Annotated in this window: 15 protein-coding genes; 4 read left to right on the top strand and 11 right to left on the bottom strand. The window is 75.3% G+C overall.

Annotation, left to right across the window (positions count from 1 at the left end):
* Positions 1-83: 83 nt before the first annotated feature.
* The 3 genes from ACYVGT_RS26995 to valS all read right to left on the bottom strand — a co-directional run bounded on the left by ACYVGT_RS26995 (position 84) and on the right by valS (position 4,058).
* On the bottom strand, positions 84-818 hold the full coding sequence (locus ACYVGT_RS26995; RefSeq protein ID WP_460863395.1) for a DUF3710 domain-containing protein: 735 nt from the start codon (positions 816-818) through the stop codon (positions 84-86).
* Between the two features lie 32 nt (positions 819-850).
* Complete coding sequence (gene dut, locus ACYVGT_RS26990) at positions 851-1,312, bottom strand: dUTP diphosphatase (protein WP_460863393.1); 462 nt, start codon at positions 1,310-1,312, stop codon at positions 851-853.
* Between the two features lie 169 nt (positions 1,313-1,481).
* On the bottom strand, positions 1,482-4,058 hold the full coding sequence (gene valS, locus ACYVGT_RS26985) for a valine--tRNA ligase (RefSeq protein WP_460863390.1): 2,577 nt from the start codon (positions 4,056-4,058) through the stop codon (positions 1,482-1,484).
* Between the two features lie 252 nt (positions 4,059-4,310).
* Here valS and ACYVGT_RS26980 point away from each other — a divergent pair, with 252 nt between their 5' ends.
* Positions 4,311-4,589 (top strand): DUF4235 domain-containing protein, encoded by a 279-nt coding sequence (locus ACYVGT_RS26980; RefSeq protein WP_460863388.1) that lies wholly within the window; start codon positions 4,311-4,313, stop codon positions 4,587-4,589.
* A gap of 124 nt (positions 4,590-4,713) precedes the next feature.
* Here the strand turns inward: ACYVGT_RS26980 and ACYVGT_RS26975 are convergent, their stop codons facing one another.
* From ACYVGT_RS26975 to ACYVGT_RS26960, 4 genes are all read right to left on the bottom strand, one after another.
* A complete protein-coding gene (locus ACYVGT_RS26975; RefSeq protein ID WP_460863386.1) occupies positions 4,714-5,553 on the bottom strand; it encodes a hypothetical protein in 840 nt (279 codons plus the stop codon).
* 261 nt (positions 5,554-5,814) lie between these two features.
* A complete protein-coding gene (locus tag ACYVGT_RS26970; protein ID WP_460863401.1) occupies positions 5,815-6,111 on the bottom strand; it encodes a DUF4193 domain-containing protein in 297 nt (98 codons plus the stop codon).
* Between the two features lie 497 nt (positions 6,112-6,608).
* Complete coding sequence (locus tag ACYVGT_RS26965) at positions 6,609-7,949, bottom strand: sensor histidine kinase (protein ID WP_460863398.1); 1,341 nt, start codon at positions 7,947-7,949, stop codon at positions 6,609-6,611.
* A gap of 95 nt (positions 7,950-8,044) precedes the next feature.
* Positions 8,045-8,698 carry a response regulator transcription factor gene (locus tag ACYVGT_RS26960; RefSeq protein ID WP_460863383.1) on the bottom strand — a complete coding sequence of 218 codons (654 nt, stop codon included), beginning with the start codon at positions 8,696-8,698 and terminating at the stop codon, positions 8,045-8,047.
* Positions 8,699-9,493: 795 nt separating this feature from the next.
* Between ACYVGT_RS26960 and ACYVGT_RS26955 the strand changes: the two genes are divergently transcribed.
* On the top strand, positions 9,494-9,673 hold the full coding sequence (locus ACYVGT_RS26955; RefSeq protein WP_460863402.1) for a hypothetical protein: 180 nt from the start codon (positions 9,494-9,496) through the stop codon (positions 9,671-9,673).
* A gap of 246 nt (positions 9,674-9,919) precedes the next feature.
* On the opposite strand, the gene ACYVGT_RS26950 is transcribed toward ACYVGT_RS26955, so the two are convergent.
* The 3 genes from ACYVGT_RS26950 to ACYVGT_RS26940 form a co-directional block, all read right to left on the bottom strand.
* Positions 9,920-10,726, bottom strand: coding sequence for an inositol monophosphatase family protein (locus ACYVGT_RS26950; RefSeq protein WP_460863381.1), 807 nt, complete (start codon positions 10,724-10,726; stop codon positions 9,920-9,922).
* A gap of 191 nt (positions 10,727-10,917) precedes the next feature.
* Positions 10,918-12,975 (bottom strand): S9 family peptidase, encoded by a 2,058-nt coding sequence (locus ACYVGT_RS26945; RefSeq protein WP_460863379.1) that lies wholly within the window; start codon positions 12,973-12,975, stop codon positions 10,918-10,920.
* A gap of 63 nt (positions 12,976-13,038) precedes the next feature.
* A complete protein-coding gene (locus ACYVGT_RS26940; protein WP_460863377.1) occupies positions 13,039-14,076 on the bottom strand; it encodes a ferrochelatase in 1,038 nt (345 codons plus the stop codon).
* A gap of 183 nt (positions 14,077-14,259) precedes the next feature.
* Between ACYVGT_RS26940 and ACYVGT_RS26935 the strand changes: the two genes are divergently transcribed.
* Positions 14,260-15,561, top strand: a complete 1,302-nt coding sequence (locus ACYVGT_RS26935; RefSeq protein WP_460863373.1) for a D-arabinono-1,4-lactone oxidase — start codon at positions 14,260-14,262, stop codon at positions 15,559-15,561.
* A 564-nt stretch (positions 15,562-16,125) separates the two neighbouring features.
* Here the strand turns inward: ACYVGT_RS26935 and ACYVGT_RS26930 are convergent.
* A complete protein-coding gene (locus ACYVGT_RS26930) occupies positions 16,126-17,325 on the bottom strand; it encodes a hypothetical protein (RefSeq protein WP_460863369.1) in 1,200 nt (399 codons plus the stop codon).
* Positions 17,326-17,786: 461 nt separating this feature from the next.
* Here ACYVGT_RS26930 and sepH point away from each other — a divergent pair.
* On the top strand, positions 17,787-18,506 hold a 720-nt coding region (sepH, locus tag ACYVGT_RS26925; protein ID WP_460863367.1), incomplete at its 3' end, for a septation protein SepH.

The raw sequence follows: 18,506 nt of genomic DNA, 5'->3' as shown, positions 1-18,506 counted from the left end.
GCCAGCCGCCGGCGGTGCGGCCCTCGCGCGAAAGCCGCCGGCGCCGCCCGTGGCGGGCGGCGCCGGCGGCTGCAGTGCGGCGGTCAGCTCTGGGGCGGCGCCTGGCCGTCCTGGCCGGCGCGGGCCTGAGCCTGCTGCTGGGCGCGCTGGGCGTCGCGCTGGGCCTTGACCTGGTCGCGGATCTCCGGCGGCACGGTGATCGGGAGCATCTCCCGGGGCGGCACCGGATCGTCGCCGCGGACGACGACGATCTTCTGGAAGACCTCTTCGACCTGCTGCATGACCTCGGGCTTGGCAGCGCCCTCGCCGCGGATCACGCCGCGGAGCACCCAGCGCGGGCCGTCGACACCGAGGAAGCGCATCCGCTGGCCCAGCGGGCGGCCGTCCTCGGTGGTCTTGCCCTGCACCGGGACGACGGCGCGCAGCTCGGTGCCGAACGTGCCGTCGAACTCCTCGCTGCGGCCGCCCTGCTTGGTGATCTGCTCGCGCAGCTCGCCGCGGATCTCGTCCCACAGGCCGCCGGACTTCGGCGCCGCGAAGGCCTGCACCTGGACGGCGGAGGCGCCGTCGATCAGGGAGACGCCGATGATGCGGTCGTCGCGCACCATGTCGAAGCGGATCTGGGTCTTCTCCCCCACCGGGACGCGCAGGCTGCCCAGATCGACCCGGGGGATCTCCGGAACGTCCTCGCTCGCGTCCCACGGGCCCAGCACCCGGTTCGGTTCGCGCTCGGCCTCGGCCGGCGCGGCGTCGTTCCCGGTGGCGGCCTCATCGGCCCCCTCGGAGCCGCCGCTCTTGTTCTTCCGGCGTCCGAACACGCCTCACACCTCTCCTGCTTCTCCAGCTCGCCTCATCTGCCGCCGAACCCGCCCGTGGAGCCGAAGCCGCCCTCGCCCCGCTCGGAGGCGGGCAGCTCAGCCGCCTCGGTGAACACCGCCCGCGCGACCCGCTGGACCACCAGCTGCGCGACCCGGTCGCCGCGCGCCAGCTTGACCGGCGCGGAGGTGTCGGTGTTCAGCAGCGTCACTTTGATCTCGCCGCGATAGCCGGCGTCCACGGTGCCGGGGGCGTTCACGATCGTCACGCCGTGCCGCGCGGCCAGCCCGGAGCGCGGGTGGACGAACGCCGCCCACCCCTCCGGCAGCGCGATCGCGATCCCGGTGCCGACCGTGGCCCGCGCGCCGGGCGCCAGCTCGATGTCCTCGGCGCTGACCAGGTCGGCGCCGGCGTCGCCGGGGCGGGCGTAGGCGGGCAGCGGCAGTCCTGGGTCGAGCCGCCGCACGAGCACGTCGACGGGTGCATCACTGTTCACAACCGCCGAGCCTACTGCAGTGCCTGCCGCACCGCCGCAGCAGCGCCGCGCCCCGGTACCGGCGTGCACCCCGGCGGGTGCACGCGCAGCGGGCCCGCCCGGGACGCTGCCCGGACGGGCCCGGCGCGCCGCGGCGGACGGCGCTGCCACCGGCCGCGGCGGAATACCGCTAGGCGCCCTCGGCGGGGGGCAGGGTGACCTCGACGGCCAGCTCCGGCTCGTCGCCGGCGGTGAACTCCATCCGTGCGGCCCGGCCGGCGGCGGCCAGGTCGGCCGCTGCGACGCGGGCGTCCTCGATGTCCTTGCCGCGGACCGCGACGGCCGCCACCTCGGCGCGCATCGACAGCTTCGCCTCGGACTTCGCCTTGCGCACCGCGCGCAGCACGTCGGAGGCCGCGGCGAGGACCGCCGGGGAGGCGCCGCCGGCCGCCTCGCGCACCGCACCGGCCTCGGGCCAGGAGGCGGCGTGCACGGAGCCCTCCTGCCACCAGGACCAGACCTCGTCGGCGACGAACGGCAGGAACGGCGCGAACAGCCGCTGCAGCACCGACAGCGCGATGAGCAGCGCGGTGCGGGCCGATGCGCCCTCGGCGGAGCCCTCGTCGTAGGCGCGCGCCTTGACGAGCTCCAGGTAGTCGTCGCAGAACTCCCAGAAGAAGCGCTCGGTCCGCTCCAGGGCGCGGGTGTGGTCGTAGTTCTCGAAGGCGGCGGTGGCCTCTTCGGTGATGTCGGCCAGCGCCGCCAGCATCGCCCGGTCGAGCGGCTGGGTGACGGCTGCCGGGTCGTCGGAGGCGTCCTCGCCGGCCACCGAGAGCGCGAACTTGGTCGCGTTGAGGATCTTGATGGAGAGGCGGCGGCCGACCTTCATCTGGCCCTCGTCCAGCGCCGTGTCGGTGCCGAGCCGACCGTTGGCGGCCCAGTAGCGGATGGCGTCGGAGCTGTACCGCTCGAGGAGGTCGATGGGCGTGACGACGTTGCCCTTGGACTTCGACATCTTCTTGCGGTCCGGGTCGAGGATCCAGCCGGAGATGGCGGTGGTGCGCCAGGGCAGGCTGCCGTTCTCGAACTCGGCGCGCACCACGGTGGAGAACAGCCAGGTGCGGATGATGTCCTGGCCCTGCGGGCGCAGGTCCATCGGGAAGACGCGGGAGAACAGGTCGGCGTCGCGCTCCCAGCCGCCGGCGATCTGCGGCGACAGCGACGAGGTGGCCCAGGTGTCCATCACGTCGGGGTCGCCGGTGAAGCCGCCGGCGACACCGCGCTGCTCCTCGGTGTAGCCGGCGGGCGCCTGCGAGCTCGGGTCGACCGGCAGCGCGGCCTCCTCGGGCACCAGGGGCTCGTCGTAGCGGGGGTTGCCGTCGCCGTCGAGCGGATACCAGACGGGGAAGGGCACGCCGAAGAACCGCTGGCGGCTGATGAGCCAGTCGCCGTTGAGGCCCTCGACCCAGTGCTCGTAGCGGGTGCGCATGTGCTCGGGGTGCCAGTCGAGCTCGCGGCCGCGGGCCAGCAGGCGGTCGCGGATCTCCGTGTCCCGGCCGCCGTTGCGGATGTACCACTGCCGGGTGGTGACGACCTCGAGCGGCTTGTCGCCCTTCTCGTAGAACTTCACCGGGCGGGTGGTGGGCACCGGGTCGCCGACCAGGTCGCCGGAGTCGCGGAGCAGCCCGGTGATGCGCTCGCGCGCGGTGTGCACGGTAGCGCCGGCCAGCGCGGCGTAGGCCTCCCGCGCGGACTCGGACTCGATGCCCTGGGGCGGCTCGGCCATGATCCGGCCGTCCCAGCCGATGACCGGGCGGGTCCCGAGCTGCAGCTCGCGCCACCAGGTGACGTCGGTGACGTCGCCGAAGGTGCAGATCATCGCGATGCCGGTGCCCTTCTCGGGCTCGGCGAGGCGGTGCGCGCGGACCGGGACCTCGACGCCGAACAGCGGCGAGACCACGGTGGAGCCGACCAGGCCGGCGTAGCGCTCGTCGTCGGGGTGGGCGACGAGGGCGACGCAGGCCGGAATGAGCTCGGGCCGGGTGGTCTCGATGTGCACCGGGTCGCCGGCCGCCGTGTGGAACGCGACCTTGTGGTAGGCGCCGGTGCGCTCGCGGTCCTCCAGCTCGGCCTGCGCGACGGCGGTGCGGAACGTGACGTCCCACAGGGTGGGGGCCTCGGCCATGTACGCCTCGCCGCGCGCCAGGTTGCGCAGGAACGCCCGCTGGGCTGCGGCGCGGGAGTCGTCGTCGATCGTGGCGTAGGTGTGGGTCCAGTCGACGCTGAGGCCCAGCCGGCGCCAGACGCCCTCGAAGACCTTCTCGTCTTCGGCGGTGAGCCGCTCGCACAGCTCGATGAAGTTCCGCCGCGACACCGGGACCTGCCGCTTGGGGTCGGGCTTGGCGGGCGGGGCGAAATCCGGGTCGTAGGGGATCGACGGGTCGCAGCGGACCCCGTAGTAGTTCTGGACCCGGCGCTCGGTGGGCAGGCCGTTATCGTCCCAGCCCATGGGGTAGAAGACCGACTTGCCGCGCATGCGCTGGTAGCGGGCGACGAGGTCGGTGTGGGTGTAGGAGAAGGCGTGGCCGATGTGCAGCGAGCCCGAGACCGTCGGCGGCGGGGTGTCGATCGAGTAGATCTGCTCGCGCGAACGGGTGCGGTCGAACCGGTAGACGCCGGACTCGTCCCATACGTCGACCCATTTCGCCTCGATACCGTCGAGCGAAGGCTTGTCGGGCACGCGGAAGGAGCGAGAGCGGTTGGTCATGGGGCAATGGTATTGGCTCTCCGCCCCTGATCGCTCCCGGTTTCCGCGCCCTGTGGACAATCCGCGGCGCCCCCGCGGTGCGCCGCCGGAGCACCCCCGCCGCACCGCGCCGCGTGCGCCCCGCCGCCCTCTCCCGGCGCTCCCGCGCGCGGACGGGCGGCGCCGCTGCGGCAGGTGGCGCCGGACCGCCCGGGGGTCCCCGTGGCAGGATGGGCGCATCCACCCGACGACAAGGGAAGCGACCGGTATCCGATGGCGAAGAAGAACGGCGATCTCGCGGCGCAGATCGCCGGTGGCGCCGCCGCACTCGCGGCCGGCTTCGTGGCACGCAAGGCGATCGCGTTCGCCTGGACCCAGGCCACCGGCAAGGAGCCGCCGACCGACCCGGAGGCCCCGGACATCAGCCTCGGCGAGGCGATCGGCTGGGCCGCGGTGACGGGCGTCGGCATGGAGGTGGCCCGGGTGCTGGCGGTCCGCGCTGCCCGGCGCAGCATCGGCCGGCGCAGCAGCATCGAGGCGCCCGACCTGTAGCCGCCCGAACCGCGTGGAGGGCCGGCCGGGGAGCCCCGGCCGGCCCTTCTCGTATCCGTGCCCCGCGCTGCCCCCGGGACCCGGGGCCGCCGGCACGGCGGCGCGCCGGGCTGCGCCGGCGGGCCTACCGCTCCCCCGCAGACACCGCCCGGCCACCGCGCTCCACCGCGGGCGGGCCGGTCCGCAGGTCCTCGCGCACCGCGCGCGCCAGCGCCAGGGTCGCCGTCCGGTTCACGGCGCCGCCCGCGGCAGCGCCGGAGAGGTAGGGACCGAGCGTCGTCAGATGGCGGCCCATCAGGGCCAGCAGCCGGCGGCGCAGGGCCGCCTTCGCCGCGGCGCCCAGCGCCAGGGTGGCGGAGCGGCCCACGTCGGCGGGGTCGATGCCGCGGCGCTGCGCCCAGGCGGTGAGGTGGCCGGCGGTGCGGCGCAGCCCGGTCCCGGCGGCGGGGCGGCCGTAGACCTCGTGGAGCTCGGCGGTCAGCTTGACCTCGACGGCGGCGACGACCAGGGCCTCGGCGGCGAGCTGGGCGGGCGCGGTGAGCAGCAGCGGCGGCGCCGTGAACTGGACGGCGGCCAGCGCCCCGCCGGCGGCGCCGACCGCCGTGGTACTGCGGGAGGCGTTGCGGACGAGGGCGTCGGCGAGCTCTTCGCCGGTGAGCCCGCCGTGGTGGCGGGCAAGGGTCTCCAGGTCGCGCACCTGGATGCGCGGCGCCACCTCGTCGACGAACACGTCGGTGAGCCAGCGGCCGCCGGCGGCGCTGCGCAGTCCGGCTGCGCGGGCGCTGCGGGCGAGGGCCGCTGCGGCGCGGCCGATGAGGCCGGCGCGGGTGCGCGCGTCGGTCCCGTCGTCGGCTGCGGCCCGCCCGACCAGGGCTCCGATGTCGTCGCCGACCGGGACCAGTTCGGTACCGGGGGACTGCTCGGGCTCAGGGGTCTCGGGACGGGGGGTCTCATCGCTCTTCATCAGCGGCTCCTCTCCCCCAGGCCAACGGTTGCGGGCGGCACCGGATTCCGCGGGGCCCGGCGCGCAACGGCCGGGGCCTGCGCTGCGGGCGCTGAGCAGCGCGGGCGGCGGCCAGGTGCGCCGCCGCGGCCTTCTCACCGCGGCACCGCAGCCGCGCCAGGCCCGGAAAAGGACGATGCGCCCCCTGATGCCCGAAGGGCAGGGGACGCATCGGTTCGTGGCAGGCCGACCGGCTGAACGATGAGGAGGAGGACGCCCGGCTCAGGCGCACTCCTTGCAGACGAGCTTGCCCTTGCGCTCCTCTGCGAGCTGGCTGCGGTGGTGCACCAGGAAGCAGCGGGAGCAGGTGAACTCGTCGGCCTGGCGCGGGAGCACCCGGACCGCCAGCTCCTCACCGGACAGGTCTGCGCCGGGGAGCTCCATGCCCTCGGCGACCTCGTCCGGGTCGACGTCGATGGTGCCGGTGCCCTTGTCGACGCGCCGTGCCTGCAGTTCCTGCAGGCTGTCCTCGTTCATGTCCTCGTCGGTCTTGCGCGGGCTGTCGTAGTCGGTCGCCATCTGCTCCATCCCCCTCGTTTTATGCCTCGTCGCGCGGGTGTAACGCACGGGAGGCCGATCTTGTGCCCGGTTCGGCCGGAAAACCTCTGCGGCGTAAGTGGACTGTGACCCCGCACGCCGTCCTCCGGCCGCCGGAGTACCCGGCCGGACCCGGACGGACCGCGCGTCCCGGCGTCCCCCGCCGCCGGAGCGGCACCGGCACACGCCCCCCTTGCACGGCCCCGCACCGGCGCACGCTGCAGTGCGTCGTGCGAGGTCGGTGCAGATGTGGCCGCTTGGTCGCACTGGGCCGCATCTGTTCCGCGCGCACGCCCGGGAGAGCATACCCACCCCGCCGACCCGCCGGGACGCGGGGTGGCCGTGTCGTCGGACACGTATAGATATCACGGAAGGAAGCGGGTCGCAGCCGCCTGCGCCGTCCTACTCCGGACGGACCGCCCTTTCGGAGGCGCAGCCCCCCGGTCCGGAGCCGGCCGGGGAGCGGCCCGGGCGCCGGATCAGTCCCGCGCGGCGGGGTCGGGCAGGGTGACGGTCACCACGAGGCCGCCGCCGGCGCGCGGCCAGACACTGACCGCGCCGCCGTGGGCGCGCACCACCGATCGCACGATGGACAGCCCGAGTCCGGCGCTCTTGCCGGAGGCCACCCGGTTGCCGCTGGATCTGCGGAACGGCTCGAACAGCCCCTCGATCTCGTAGGCCGCGACCACCGGTCCGGAGTTCTCCACCTGGACGGCGGGCCGGCCTTCGTACATGCCGCTGCGGACGGTGATCTCGCCGTCCTCGGTGTTGTAGCGGTGGGCGTTCTCCACCAGATTGCCGACCAGCCGCTCCAGCAGCACCGGGTCGCCGCTGGCCTGGGCCGGGCGCAGGTCGGTCCGGACCGCCAAGCCGGCCTCCTCCAGGGCGCCGGCGTGCTGGCTGAGCACGGTTCCGGCGACTTCGCCCAGGTCGACCGAGGTGCGGACTTCGAGTTCGCGGTCGCTCTTGGCGAGGAAGAGGAGGCCGTCGATGAGCCGCTCGTGCCGGGAGTTGGTCTCCAGCAGGGTACGGCCGACCGATTTGAGGTCGGCGGAGGCCTCCGGGTCGCTGAGTGCGACCTCCAGCAGGGTCCGGTTGATGGCCAGCGGCGTGCGCAGTTCGTGCGAGGCGTTGGCGACGAACCGGCGCTGGCCGTCGAAGGCGCGGTCGAGCCGCTCCAGCATGTCGTCGAAGGTGTCGGCGAGCTCGCGGATCTCGTCGTCCGGGCCGCCCAGGGCGATCCGCTCGTGCAGGGAGCGCTCGGAGAGCCGGCGCGCGGTGCGGGTGATCTTCTGCAGCGGCGACAGCGCGCGGCCGGCCACCGCATAGCCGAGCCCGACGGCGAGGAGCCCGACGACGGCCAGCGCCAGCACCGAGAACCGGGTGAGCTGGGCGAGCAGGTCCTCGATGAAGGCGTTCTTGATCCGGTCCGCTTCGGCCGGGTCCATCGTGTAGCCGGCGCTGGTGCGGAAGGTGAGGCTGTCCAGGACGCCGGCGACGATGACGTAGTTGAGCAGGACGAGCAGCGAGCCCGCGGCGAAGAACAGCATCCCGTAGATGAGGGTGAGCCGGGCGCGCAGGCTGATGTTGTCGGTGAACCGGTGCACGCCTTCGCTGACCGACGCCCCGAGTGAGGGGCCCGGGCCGGCCGGCGGGCGGGCCGGCGCGCTGCCGGGCGGCGGGACGGCGGTCGAGCCCCCGCCCCCGGTTCCGCCCGCGTCATGGCCGGTGGCGGCGGGTCCGGTTCCGGCGGCGGAGATGGCGGGCGGCGCGGAGAGCCGCCGCCAGGTGCCGGTCTCGCCGGGCGGGGTGGCGGGCACCTCGCCGGGGCCCGCGGGAGCCGCAGCCGGGCCGTCCTCGGCGTCCGGGCCGCCGGCCGCGGCCCGGGGGGCGCGGCCGGGTTCGCGGCCGCCGCTCACAGCCGGTACCCGGCGCCGGGGACCGTGTGCACCACCGGCGGATCGCCGAGCTTCTTGCGCAGGGTCATCACGGTGACCCGGACGACGTTGGTGAACGGGTCGGCGTTCTCGTCCCAGGCCTTCTCCAGCAGCCCTTCGGCGCTGACCACGGTGCCGTTGGCGCGCATCAGCACCTCCAGTACGGCGAACTCCTTGGGCGTGAGCGGGACGGACCGGCCGTCGCGCTCGACGGTGTGGTTGGCCGGGTCGAGCGTGATCCCGCTCCGGTTGAGCACCGGCGGCAGCGGCGGCGCGGCCCGCCGGGCGAGCGCGCGCACCCGCGCGATGAGCTCGGCGAACGCGAACGGCTTGGCCATGTAGTCGTCGGCGCCGAGGGTGAGGCCCTCGACCCGGTCCTCCAGTTGGCTGGAGGCGGTGAGCATCAGGATACGGCCGGCGTAGGCGCGCTCGACGAGGGAGCGGGCGACGTCGTCGCCGTGCACCCCGGGAAGGTCGCGGTCGAGGACGACGACGTCGTAGTCGTTGACGTCGGCGCGCTCAAGGGCGCTGTCGCCGTCGTAGACCACGTCGACCGCCATGGATTCCCGCCGGAGCCCCACCGCGATCGTGTCCGCGAGGACCTGCTCGTCCTCGACCACCAGTACGCGCACGACACCCTTCGTTCCTTGCGGAGGCAGAAAAAGCCGCTGCCGGCGCATCCCCCAACACACCGGCAGCGGCGTCTATGGCCCCGGCCGCACCATCGGTTATCGCACGGCCCGGATAAGGGCGGGGTAAACACCCCCGCCGCGATCTGCGGGGACACCGGACTCTACCGGTCTCCGCGATCTGCGGGCCGTGCGGCACGAGGGCCGCCGGGAGATCAGGGACCGGCCCCGCACCCGTCCCCCAACGGAGCGGGCGCCGAAGTCCCATCTCGCACGGGAGCCCCCGCCGGCGCATCCCCCAACCGCCGGCGGGGACCGTTCACCCCGCACATCTCGAATCTGACACATCCAGGATAAGAAAGAAGTAAGCACTCGTGAAGACATCCGGCGATGGAGTAGACCGCACCGGCCTGCCGCGCCGCGCACCCTTGTGCCCTGGAGTGATACCCGCCCGAGCGGAAAAATGCACCCCCGGATGAGAAGTGCCGCACACCCTTGCGACCATGGTCCGGCGAGCAGATCGGGCACGGAATCCGCCCGCGGAGCACCGCCCGCACCCCGGAGACAGGTCCACCGCACCCCCGGCACCGGCAGCACGCCGCGGCGGCGCATCACGGATCGGTTTCGGCGCCGCGGCCGCGTTTGGCCGGGGCGCGGGGGCGGGTATGGCAAGCATCCGCGGGCGCCCGCGATCCTCCGCAGACGCGGGACCTCCGCTCCGATCGACCGCCTCCCGGCCAGCCGGGGGCTTTCCGCCGTGTCACAGCGCCGTGACCGGTGCACGCCGGACCAGCACACATGAGTGAGGTGAAGATGGGCGAGTTCCTCGCGCAGATCAACGTCCGCATCGCGGAGACCACGACTTCGCTCCATGCCGCGCATGCCGCCGGGGACGAGTTCCTCGCCGACGTGCACACCAGTGAGCTCGAGGACCTCCAGCGCATCGCCGCGCGCAACGGCGTCTCCGACGGCCGCTGATCGAGCACGCCGGCAGAACCAGCAGTACGGTCCGGGAAGGCGCCGCAGCCTGAGTGCGCGGCACCTTCCCGGATCTGTTTTCTCCGGCCTGCAGCGCCCGGCCGCGCCGTGCCGTGCCGGGGCGCATTCAGGACATGCACTGCTGCGCTGAAGGGGCCGCCCTGAATTGGGCGACGGACGGGGCGGGCGGGTCGAGCGAGGCTGCTTTCCCGCCCGGCGCCGCCGGGACCGCCGGGGAGGCCCCGGTCAGCGGCCGTCGGTGTCGGCCCCCAGCGGTGCCAGGAGGTCGTGCAGCTCCTCGAACAGACCGGGACCGGCGGCGATGAACAGGTCGGTGCTGCCCGGGGCGCCGTGCAGGCCGCCGACGGCGATGCCGGCCTCCTCCGCCACGAGGGCGCCGGCCGCCCAGTCCCACCGGTTGAGGCCGCGCTCGTAGAAGGCGTCGGCGCGGCCGCACGCCAGCCCGCACAGGTCGATCGCCGCCGACCCGTTGCGGCGGATGTCCCGGACCCGCGGCAGCACTGCGCCCAGTACCTCGCCCTGGTGCGCGCGGCGCTGCGGGTCGTAGCCGAAGCCGGTCGCGACGAGCGCCATCCCCAGCGCCGGCGCAGCACCGGCGGTGACCGGCCGGCCGTTCAGTCGGGCGCCGCCGCCGCGCTCGGCGGTGAACAGCTCTCCCGTGCGCGGCGCGCAGACCGCGCCGGCCACGACCTCGCCGTCCACCTCGGCCGCGATGCTGACGGCCCATTCGTCCCGGCCGTAGAGGTAGTTCACGGTCCCGTCGATCGGGTCGACGATCCAGCGGACGGCGGACTCGCCGACCGCCGCCGGGACACCGGGGTCTTCACCGCCCTCCTCCCCGAGGAAGGCGTCCCCGGGGCGGGCCTTGAGCAGCCGTTCGCGGATCAGCTCCTCGCACCGCCGGTCCATCGCGGTGACGACGTCGGTCGGCGTGCTCTTGGTGTCGAGCACCCCGATCCCCTCCTGCCCCTCGGCCGCGACCTCGCCCGCTTCGCGCGCCACTTCGGCCGCGAGTGCCGACAGCTCTTCCACCGTGGTCCCCCTGCTCGTCTGCTCACTCCGCTGGCCGGTGCGGCCCGGTTGGCCGCACCGCTCGGACGCCCCGGGCGGGGCGCCCCGCATCTCCTGCCGGCCGCCCGCGCTGGCGGGCGCCGGCCGCCTGCGCACCGTTGGCTGCCGCGGTGCTGGACGCACCGCAGCAGTGGCGCGGCGGTACTGCGGTACTACAGCAGCTCCGGTCGGCGCCACGCGGCGCCCAGCACGTGGTGGTCGAGGAACGCGGCGACCGTCGCGTACCAGACCTGGATGTTGCCCGGGCTGAGCACCCAGTGGTTCTCGTCGGGGAAGTAGAGGAACTTGGCGTCGACCTCGCGGTGCATCAGGTCCCACCAGAGGCGCAGCCCTTCGCCGACCGGTACCCGGTAGTCCTTGTCGCCGTGGATCACCAGCATGGGCGTGCGCACGTCGTCGGCGGCGCGGTGCGGCGAGGCCGCTGCGTAGCGCTCCGGGTCCTTCTCGGGGTCGCCGAACTCGGAGAGCCAGGCGGGCGGCATGTCGGTCCGGCCGGCGAACCCTTCCAGGTCCCACAGCGAGGCGTGGGTGACGATGGCGCGGAACCGGTCGGTGTGGCCGGCCAGCCAGTTGGCCATGTAGCCGCCGAAGGAGCCGCCCATCGCTGCGGTGCGCTCGCCGTCGACGTCGCCGCGGGCGGCCGCCGCGTCGACGGCGGCGAGCAGGTCGGCCTGCACCCGCGGGCCCCAGGTGCCCCAGGCGCGGCGCAGCATGTCCTGGCCGTAGCCGGTCGACAGCGCCGGGTCGGGCAGCAGCACGGCGTAGCCGCGGGCCGCCATCAGCCACGGGTTCCACCGCCAGGACCAGCCGTTGAAGCTCATGTAGGGGCCGCCATGGATCCACAGCAGCAGCGGCGCGGGCGCGCTGGCCGAGGCGGCCGCGGGCAGCACCAGCCAGGAGCGGACCGGGGTGCCGTCGTCGGCGGTGGCGTGCACCTCGGTGAGCCGGCCGGGCATGTCCAGCGGCAGGTCGGGCGCCGGGAGCCGGACCGGCTCCCCCTCCCCCGCGGCGCCGTCCAGGGCGATGCGGACCGGTGTGGGCGGCTCGTCCCAGGAGTCGCGCAGCGCAAACAGCGCGGAGCCGTCCGGAGCGGGCTGCAGCGCGCTGTAGGCGCCCTCGCCGGTGACCCGGGCGACGGTGCCGGAGGCGAGGTCGAGCCGGTAGACGGGGCGGCGGCCGTGGTCGTCGGCGATGAAGAACACCGCGGCGGAGTCAGCGGACCAGGCGAGCTCGCGCGGCCACAGCTCGCTGCCGGGCAGGCCGTCGCGCCCGGCGCCGGTGGCGAGGTCGATCAGCCAGAGCGTGGCGGTCCGCGGCTCGCCGCCGGGGGTGCCGTCACTGGTGCGGAGGGCGGCGACCGTGCCCCCGTCCGGGGAGACCGCGGGTGCGGCGAAGTCGTCGGCGGCGTCCTCGGCGAGGGTGCGCTGGGCGCCGGTGGCGGTGTCCAGGGCGACCAGGGCGGAGCGGCGGGTGCCGCGGCCGGCGGGCACGCTCCACTCGGTGACGGCGGTGCGGCCGTCCGGGGAGAGCGCGGGCGCGGCGCCCAGCAGCGCGGCGCCCGGGTCGGGGGTGAGCTCGGCGGGCGCGCCGAGGGCGGCGTCCGCGGCGGTCGGGGGTGCGGCGGCGAACAGCCGGGGCCGCCCGGGGCCGAGGTCGCGGTCCCAGTACCGGATCGGGAAGGACTCGTGCAGGATCGCGCTGACCCCGGCCTCGGTCCGCGCGGCGCGCGCGGCGGCGTCAGTGCCGTCAGTGCCGCCGGCCGCGGGCGCGGCGGAACCGGGTACCGCTGCCGCCAGCGTGTCGGAGAGGAAGGCCACCGTTCCGGCGTCGCGCGCGACCGCGGCCCCGGAGATGCCGCCGGGGCGCTGGGCCACCCGCCGGGCCTCGCCGCCGCCGGCCGGCAGCAGCCACAGCGCGGCGGAGTCGCCGCCCGGCTCGGCGGCGGTGGCGTCCGGGCGCTTGGAGCTGAACAGCAGCGACCCGTCGGGCAGGAACTCCGGCGCGGCTTCGCCCTCGGCCGAGCGGGTGAGGCGGCGCGGCTCAGCGGCGCCCTGCGGGTCGATCTCCCACAGGGCGGTCCCGTACTCCGCGCCGCCCGGCCGAAGACCGCTGACGGTGGCGACCAGGCGGGAGCCGTCCGGCGCGAGCCGGAGCCCGGTCACCCTTCGCAGTGCCACATAGTCGGCGAGCTCGTACCAGGAGCGGTCCATGCAGTGCCTCCGTGTTCCGGCGGGCGCGATCGCGCTCGACCCTATCCGGGCGGCGCTGCCCGGTCACCGCTGGAGGCAGCACTCCGGCCCGCACATGCCGGTGCGCGGCAGGCTCCCCAGCCGCTCCGGCTCGGTCCCCGCCGTCTGCGCCGCAACCAGCTCGCGGACCATCCGGACGAACGCGGGGTGGGTGCCGGGGCTGAGCGCGCGCTCGTAGGCCAGGCCGAGTCCGGCCGCGGTGTCGGCGGCTTCGTGGTCGAGGTCGTAGACCACTTCCATGTGGTCGGAGACGAACCCGTGCGGGATGACCACGACGGCCGTGGTGCCCTCCTTGGCGAGCTCGGTGAGCCGGTCGTTGATGTCCGGCTCCAGCCACGGCTGGGTGGGCGGACCGCTGCGGCTCTGGTAGACGACCTCGTGGTGCAGCTCCGCGTCGGCTCCGCCGAGCCGCTCGGTGACCAGGCGGGCCACCTCGGCGAGCTGGGCCGCGTAGGCGCCGCCGGCGCCGAAGAGCCCGGGCGGGCCGCTGGCGTCGGCCATCGCGGTGGGCACCGAGTGCGCGGAGTAGAGCAGCCGGGCGCCGGCGCGCTGGTCGGCGGGGAGGCGGTCCAGGGCGGCGCGGGTGTGCTCGACGAGCGGCTCGATGAACCCGGGGTGGTCGTAGAAGGGGGCGATCAGCTCGATCTCCGGCGCGTCCGGGCCGGCCTCGGCGCGAGCGCGCTCGATGTCCTCCAGGTAGGCGCGGTGGCTCGACCAGTTGCTGTAGGCGGAGGTGGCCAGGGCGACGACGCGGCGCACCCCGTCCTCGGCCATCTGCCGCACCGTGTCGGTGAGCATCGGCTGCCAGAACCGGTTGCCCCAGTACACGGGCAGGTCGACACCGCTGCCGGCGAAGTCGGCGCGGACCGCCTCGAGCAGCGCGCGGCACTGCCCGTTGATGGGACTGACTCCGCCGAAGAGGTAGTAGTGCTCGCCGACCTCGGCGAGCCGCTCCCGGGGGATGCCCCGGCCGCGGGTGACGTTCTCCAGGAACGGGATGACGTCGTCCTCGGCCTCGGGTCCGCCGAAGGAGATCAGCAGGAAAGCGTCGTAGGGCCTCATGGGATCCATGAAACCAGCTGCCCGGCGCCGTTCCGGCCACCCCCGGCGTTAGGGGTGTCACGCTGCGCGGGCCGGGCATCCGCGCACGTCACCGGAGCGGCTGGCGGGCACAGCGGTGCGGGTGGCCGCGCTGCGCAACCCCCTCTCGCGGCAGCGGTGTACCGGGGAGTAACCTCCCGGGGCATGACGACTGTGCAGTGGCACACATGGGCCGGTACCCACACCGCCGCCCCGCGCAGGACCGCTACCCCCAACAGCGCCGCCGAGGTGGCCGACGCCGTGCGCGCCGCCGCCGGCGCGTCCCTGCAGGTGCGGATGGTCGGCACCGGGCACTCCTTCACCGACGCCGCCGTCACCGACGGCCTCATGCTGCTGCCGGACGCGCTCAGCGGCGTCCGCTCGATCGACCTGGCCGCGGGCCGCGCCGAGATCGCCGCGGGCATGCCGCTGTGCGACGCCAACGAGGCGCTCGCCGCCGCCGGCGCGGGCCTGGCGAACATGGGCGACATCGCGGTGCAGACCGCGGCCGGCGCCGTGCAGACCGGCACGCACGGCACGGGCCGCGACACCGGCGGGATGGCGGCGCAGGTCACCGGGGTCGAGCTGGTGGCGGGCGACGGCTCGCTGGTGCGCTGCTCGGCCGAGGACGATCCCGACCTGTTCCACGCGTGCCGGGTGGGCCTCGGCGCGTTCGGCGTGGCCACCGCGCTGACGATGGCGGTGGAGCCGGCGTTCCTGCTGCACGCGCGCGAGGAGCCGATGCCGCTCACCGAGGTACTGGACCGGCTGCCGGAGCTGCGCGCGGACAACGAGCACTTCGAGTTCTTCTGGTTCCCGCACACCCGGATGACCAACACGAAGCGGAACAACCGCTCCGCCGGCCCCGCGGCGCCGCCTCCGCGCCTGCGCGCGTGGCTGGACGAGGAGTTCCTGTCCAACACGGTCTTCGAGGGGGTCAACCGCGCGGCGCGGCGCGCACCGGGGATCATCCCGGCGGTGAACCAGGTGAGCGCGCGGGCGCTGTCGGCGCGCTCCTACACCGACGCGGCGCACCGGGTGTTCGCGTCGCCGCGGCGGGTGCGCTTCGTGGAGATGGAGTACGCCGTCCCGGCCGAGGCGCTGCCGGAGGTGCTCGCCGAGCTGCGGGCGCTGGTCGACCGGGGCCGGCACCGGATCAGCTTCCCGGTGGAGGTCCGGTTCGCGCCGGCCGACGAGGTGTGGCTGTCGACGGCCTACGGCCGCGACACCGCCTACGTTGCCGTGCACGTCTACCGGGGTGCGCCGTACGCGGCGTACTTCGCCGACGCCGAGGCGGTCTTCCGGTCGGTGGACGGCCGCCCGCACTGGGGCAAGATGCACACCCGCACCGCCGACGAGCTCGCCGGCCTCTACCCGCGCTTCGCCGACGCCATGGCCGTCCGCGACCGCATGGACCCCGACCGCCGCTTCGCCAACGACTACACCCGCCGCGTCTTCGGCCCCTGACCCGCCCTCGGGCCGGGGCCGAGCGGTACTCCCTTCCGCAGCACTCTGGACGGAGCAGGGGGAGCTGCCACCCGGGCAAGCCGGCGGCTGCGCTGCGCCCGCTGCGCGGCGGAGGGGGTGCACCGCCGCGCGACGAGCACCGCGAACGGCGCTCCCCCGGGGCGGAGGCGGTCCCACCGCTGCAGGCCGCCCGGCCTTGGCAGGCCCGCTCCCCGGCACCGGCGCCCGCCGCCGGGCCCCCAGCGGCCCGCCTGCCGGCGGCCCAGGCCGACCGGCAGCTCCCGGGCGCGGCGCGTGCGGACAGTGCTGCGGGCGGCGAGCAGAGCGCACGGCGCCGCGGCCCCCGGCCGCACGCGAGAAGGCGGCCCGCCGGAGCGGAAGCGCCCCCGGGCTGGACCCGTGCGCCACTGCGCACCGGTTCTCCTGCAGCCGCCGCATCCGGTCGCCGCGATCCGCCGGCGCGCCCCCGCCACCGGCCCACGGCAGCCGCTGCGCACGGCGAACGGGCCCCGGATGCACCGCGCGCCCCGCCGCTCCGCGAGCGCCCCCCGCTGGGCGGCGGCGCTACCCGACGCCGCCTTCCGGGGCCTCCAGCACTGCTCCGCCGCCCTGGCCGGAGTCGGGCTGCTGGTTCTGGCCGCCGCCGGGCTGGTCGTTGGACCCGCCGTCGTCCCCGCTGCCGGGGTCGCCGGTGTCCTGGTCGCCGCCGGGCTCGCCGGTGTCCTGGCCGCCGCCCGGATCGCTCGTCTCCTGGCCGCCGCCGGGCTCGCCGGTGTCCTGGCCGCCGCCCGGATCGGCCGTCTCCTGGCCGCCGCCGGGCTGGTCGGTGCTGTCGCCGTCCTGGCCGCCGTCGCCGTCCGGGCCGGTGCCGGGCTCGGAGTCGGGGCCGGAGTCCTGGCTGCCGGGCTGGTCGGTCTGCTCGACCCCGCCGAGGATCGACGGGCTGGAACCGCCGTCGCGCCCCTGCACGGTGTCCGACAGCGACCTGCCGGTGAGCAGCTCGAACACGAGGATCACCAGCATCACGCCGACGAAAAGCACTGCGCCGGCGATCAGCGGCATCCGGTACCGCCGCCAGAAGCTCTGCTGCTCCTCTCCGCCGTCCGGGCCGCCGTCGGCACCCGGCAGCCCACCGCCGCGGGCCGCTCCCCCGCCTGCCGCGTCCAGGCGCCGGGTGGCGCCGTCCGCCCCGCCGGCGGGAGCGGTGTCCCCGGCGTCCGCGCCGACCGCGGGCATGGCGCGGGTGGCGTCGTTGCGCGGGTCCCACGCTTCGGTCTGCGCGAACACGTCCCCGCCCGCTTCCCCGCGGCCGAAAGCCGCCGTAGCGTCCGGGTCCGCCGCCTGGCCGGATCCGGCCGGGCCCGCTGCGGCCGCGCCGCGCTGGCCTGCGTCGCGCGGTCCGGCGCGGCCGCCGTGCTGGGTGTGGCCGCGCGGTGCGGCAACCGTCTTGGCGCGGTCGGCGACCTCCTTCGCCTTCTCCTTGGCCTTCACCTGGCTCTGCTCCAGGAAGTGCTGGGTGACGGCGGTGCCGGCGGTGCTGAGCACGCTCATCACTGCGGCGCCGGCGATGGTCCCGTACACGCCCAGGTAGGAGGCTGCGGTCGCGGCGGTCAGCGTGGCGACGCCGCCGGCCACCACCTGCGGGGCCGAGAGGTTGATGCGGCTCTTGCCGCCGCCCCCGCCGCCGTGCTCCGCGTCCCGGGCACGCCCCCCATCGGCGCCGTCCCCGCCGGCGCCGGCATCGTGCTCGTCAGACCGGTTCATCTCTGCTGCAAACCCCCATGTATGTCGGCGGCGGGCGCGCGCGTCCCCTGCCCCGCAGGGCGCATCCCCCGAACGCGCGGCGAAACCCTATTTCGCATCACAGACCGATAACACCGCCGCCGTAATGCCACAAACTACGCGAAGCCGCTCTAAGTTCCCGTTAAGCCCCGGCATTGAATGAATCACCCTGCGCCGCGCTCTGCGCCCCCCGGGCCCGCGCGAGATAGCATCTGCCCAGCGCCCGGCGGTGCTGTGCGCCGCGGGCCGCCGTTCCGATCCCCCCGGCCCCTGCCGTGCCAAGATGGCACGGGGGCGGGCCGGCCCGAGGCGGCGGCGCGCTGCCGTGCAGCGGTTCGAACATGCCGGGCGGGGTACTGGCCGAACGCCCGGTAGCCCAGGACACTGAGAACGCGGGGGACGGCCGAGGCCCCACCCTCGGCGGGAACGTGAAAGGGAGGGCGATGCAGGAGCTTCGCCTCGTGGCCGTGAGCGAGGACGGCACCTATCTGGTGCTGTCCGGCGCCGGCCGCGGCACCCGCTTCACCCTGCCCGTCGACGACCGGCTCCGCGCCGCGGTACGCGGCCAGTTCTCCCGGCTCGGCCAGTACGAGATCGAAGTGGAGAATCCGTTGCGCCCAAAGGAAATCCAGGCACGGATCCGCTCCGGTGAGACGGCCGAGGCCATCGCCGAGCTCTCCGGGATCCCCCTTGAGCGGGTCCGCTGGTTCGAAAGCCCCGTGCTGCAGGAACGCGAGTACATGGCGCAGCAGGCGCAGCGCGCCACGGTGATCGGCCCCGGCGACGCCGCCCCCGGGCAGACGCTGGGCGACGTGGTCACCGGCCGGATCGGCGCGCACCAGCTGGAGACGGGCAACGCCGCCTGGGATTCCTGGAAGCGCGAGGACAACACCTGGCAGCTGCGGCTCGCCTTCCTCCTCGGCGGCCAGGAGCGCACCGCGCACTGGTCGTACGAGCCGCGGCGGCGCACCGTCGCCCCGGCCGACGAGGAAGCCGTGCGGTTCTCCTCCCCCGAAGCAGAGCCCGCACCGCCCGCCCCGCCCGCCCCGGCGACCGTGACGCCGTTCGCGCCGCGGCGCACCGGCCCGCCCGAGCCGCTGCGCGCCGACGGGCCGGTGCACGTCGACAGCGTGCCCGCCGAGCGGCGCGAGCCGGCCGCACCG

Source organism: Nocardiopsis coralliicola (assembly GCF_054779695.1).
The sequence above is the reverse complement of the archived record's forward strand: the minus strand, read 5'-3'. Positions and strand labels throughout refer to the sequence as shown.

Excerpts from the sequence above, each read along its gene's own strand:
- valS (WP_460863390.1), bottom strand. The coding sequence starts at position 4,058 with ATGACCAACCGCTCTCGCTCCTTCCGCGTGCCCGACAAGCCTTCGCTC.
- ACYVGT_RS26980 (WP_460863388.1), top strand. The coding sequence starts at position 4,311 with ATGGCGAAGAAGAACGGCGATCTCGCGGCGCAGATCGCCGGTGGCGCC.
- ACYVGT_RS26975 (WP_460863386.1), bottom strand. The coding sequence starts at position 5,553 with ATGAAGAGCGATGAGACCCCCCGTCCCGAGACCCCTGAGCCCGAGCAG.
- ACYVGT_RS26970 (WP_460863401.1), bottom strand. The coding sequence starts at position 6,111 with ATGGCGACCGACTACGACAGCCCGCGCAAGACCGACGAGGACATGAAC.
- ACYVGT_RS26955 (WP_460863402.1), top strand. The coding sequence starts at position 9,494 with ATGAGTGAGGTGAAGATGGGCGAGTTCCTCGCGCAGATCAACGTCCGC.
- ACYVGT_RS26945 (WP_460863379.1), bottom strand. The coding sequence starts at position 12,975 with ATGGACCGCTCCTGGTACGAGCTCGCCGACTATGTGGCACTGCGAAGG.
- ACYVGT_RS26940 (WP_460863377.1), bottom strand. The coding sequence starts at position 14,076 with ATGAGGCCCTACGACGCTTTCCTGCTGATCTCCTTCGGCGGACCCGAG.
- ACYVGT_RS26935 (WP_460863373.1), top strand. The coding sequence starts at position 14,260 with ATGACGACTGTGCAGTGGCACACATGGGCCGGTACCCACACCGCCGCC.
- ACYVGT_RS26930 (WP_460863369.1), bottom strand. The coding sequence starts at position 17,325 with ATGAACCGGTCTGACGAGCACGATGCCGGCGCCGGCGGGGACGGCGCC.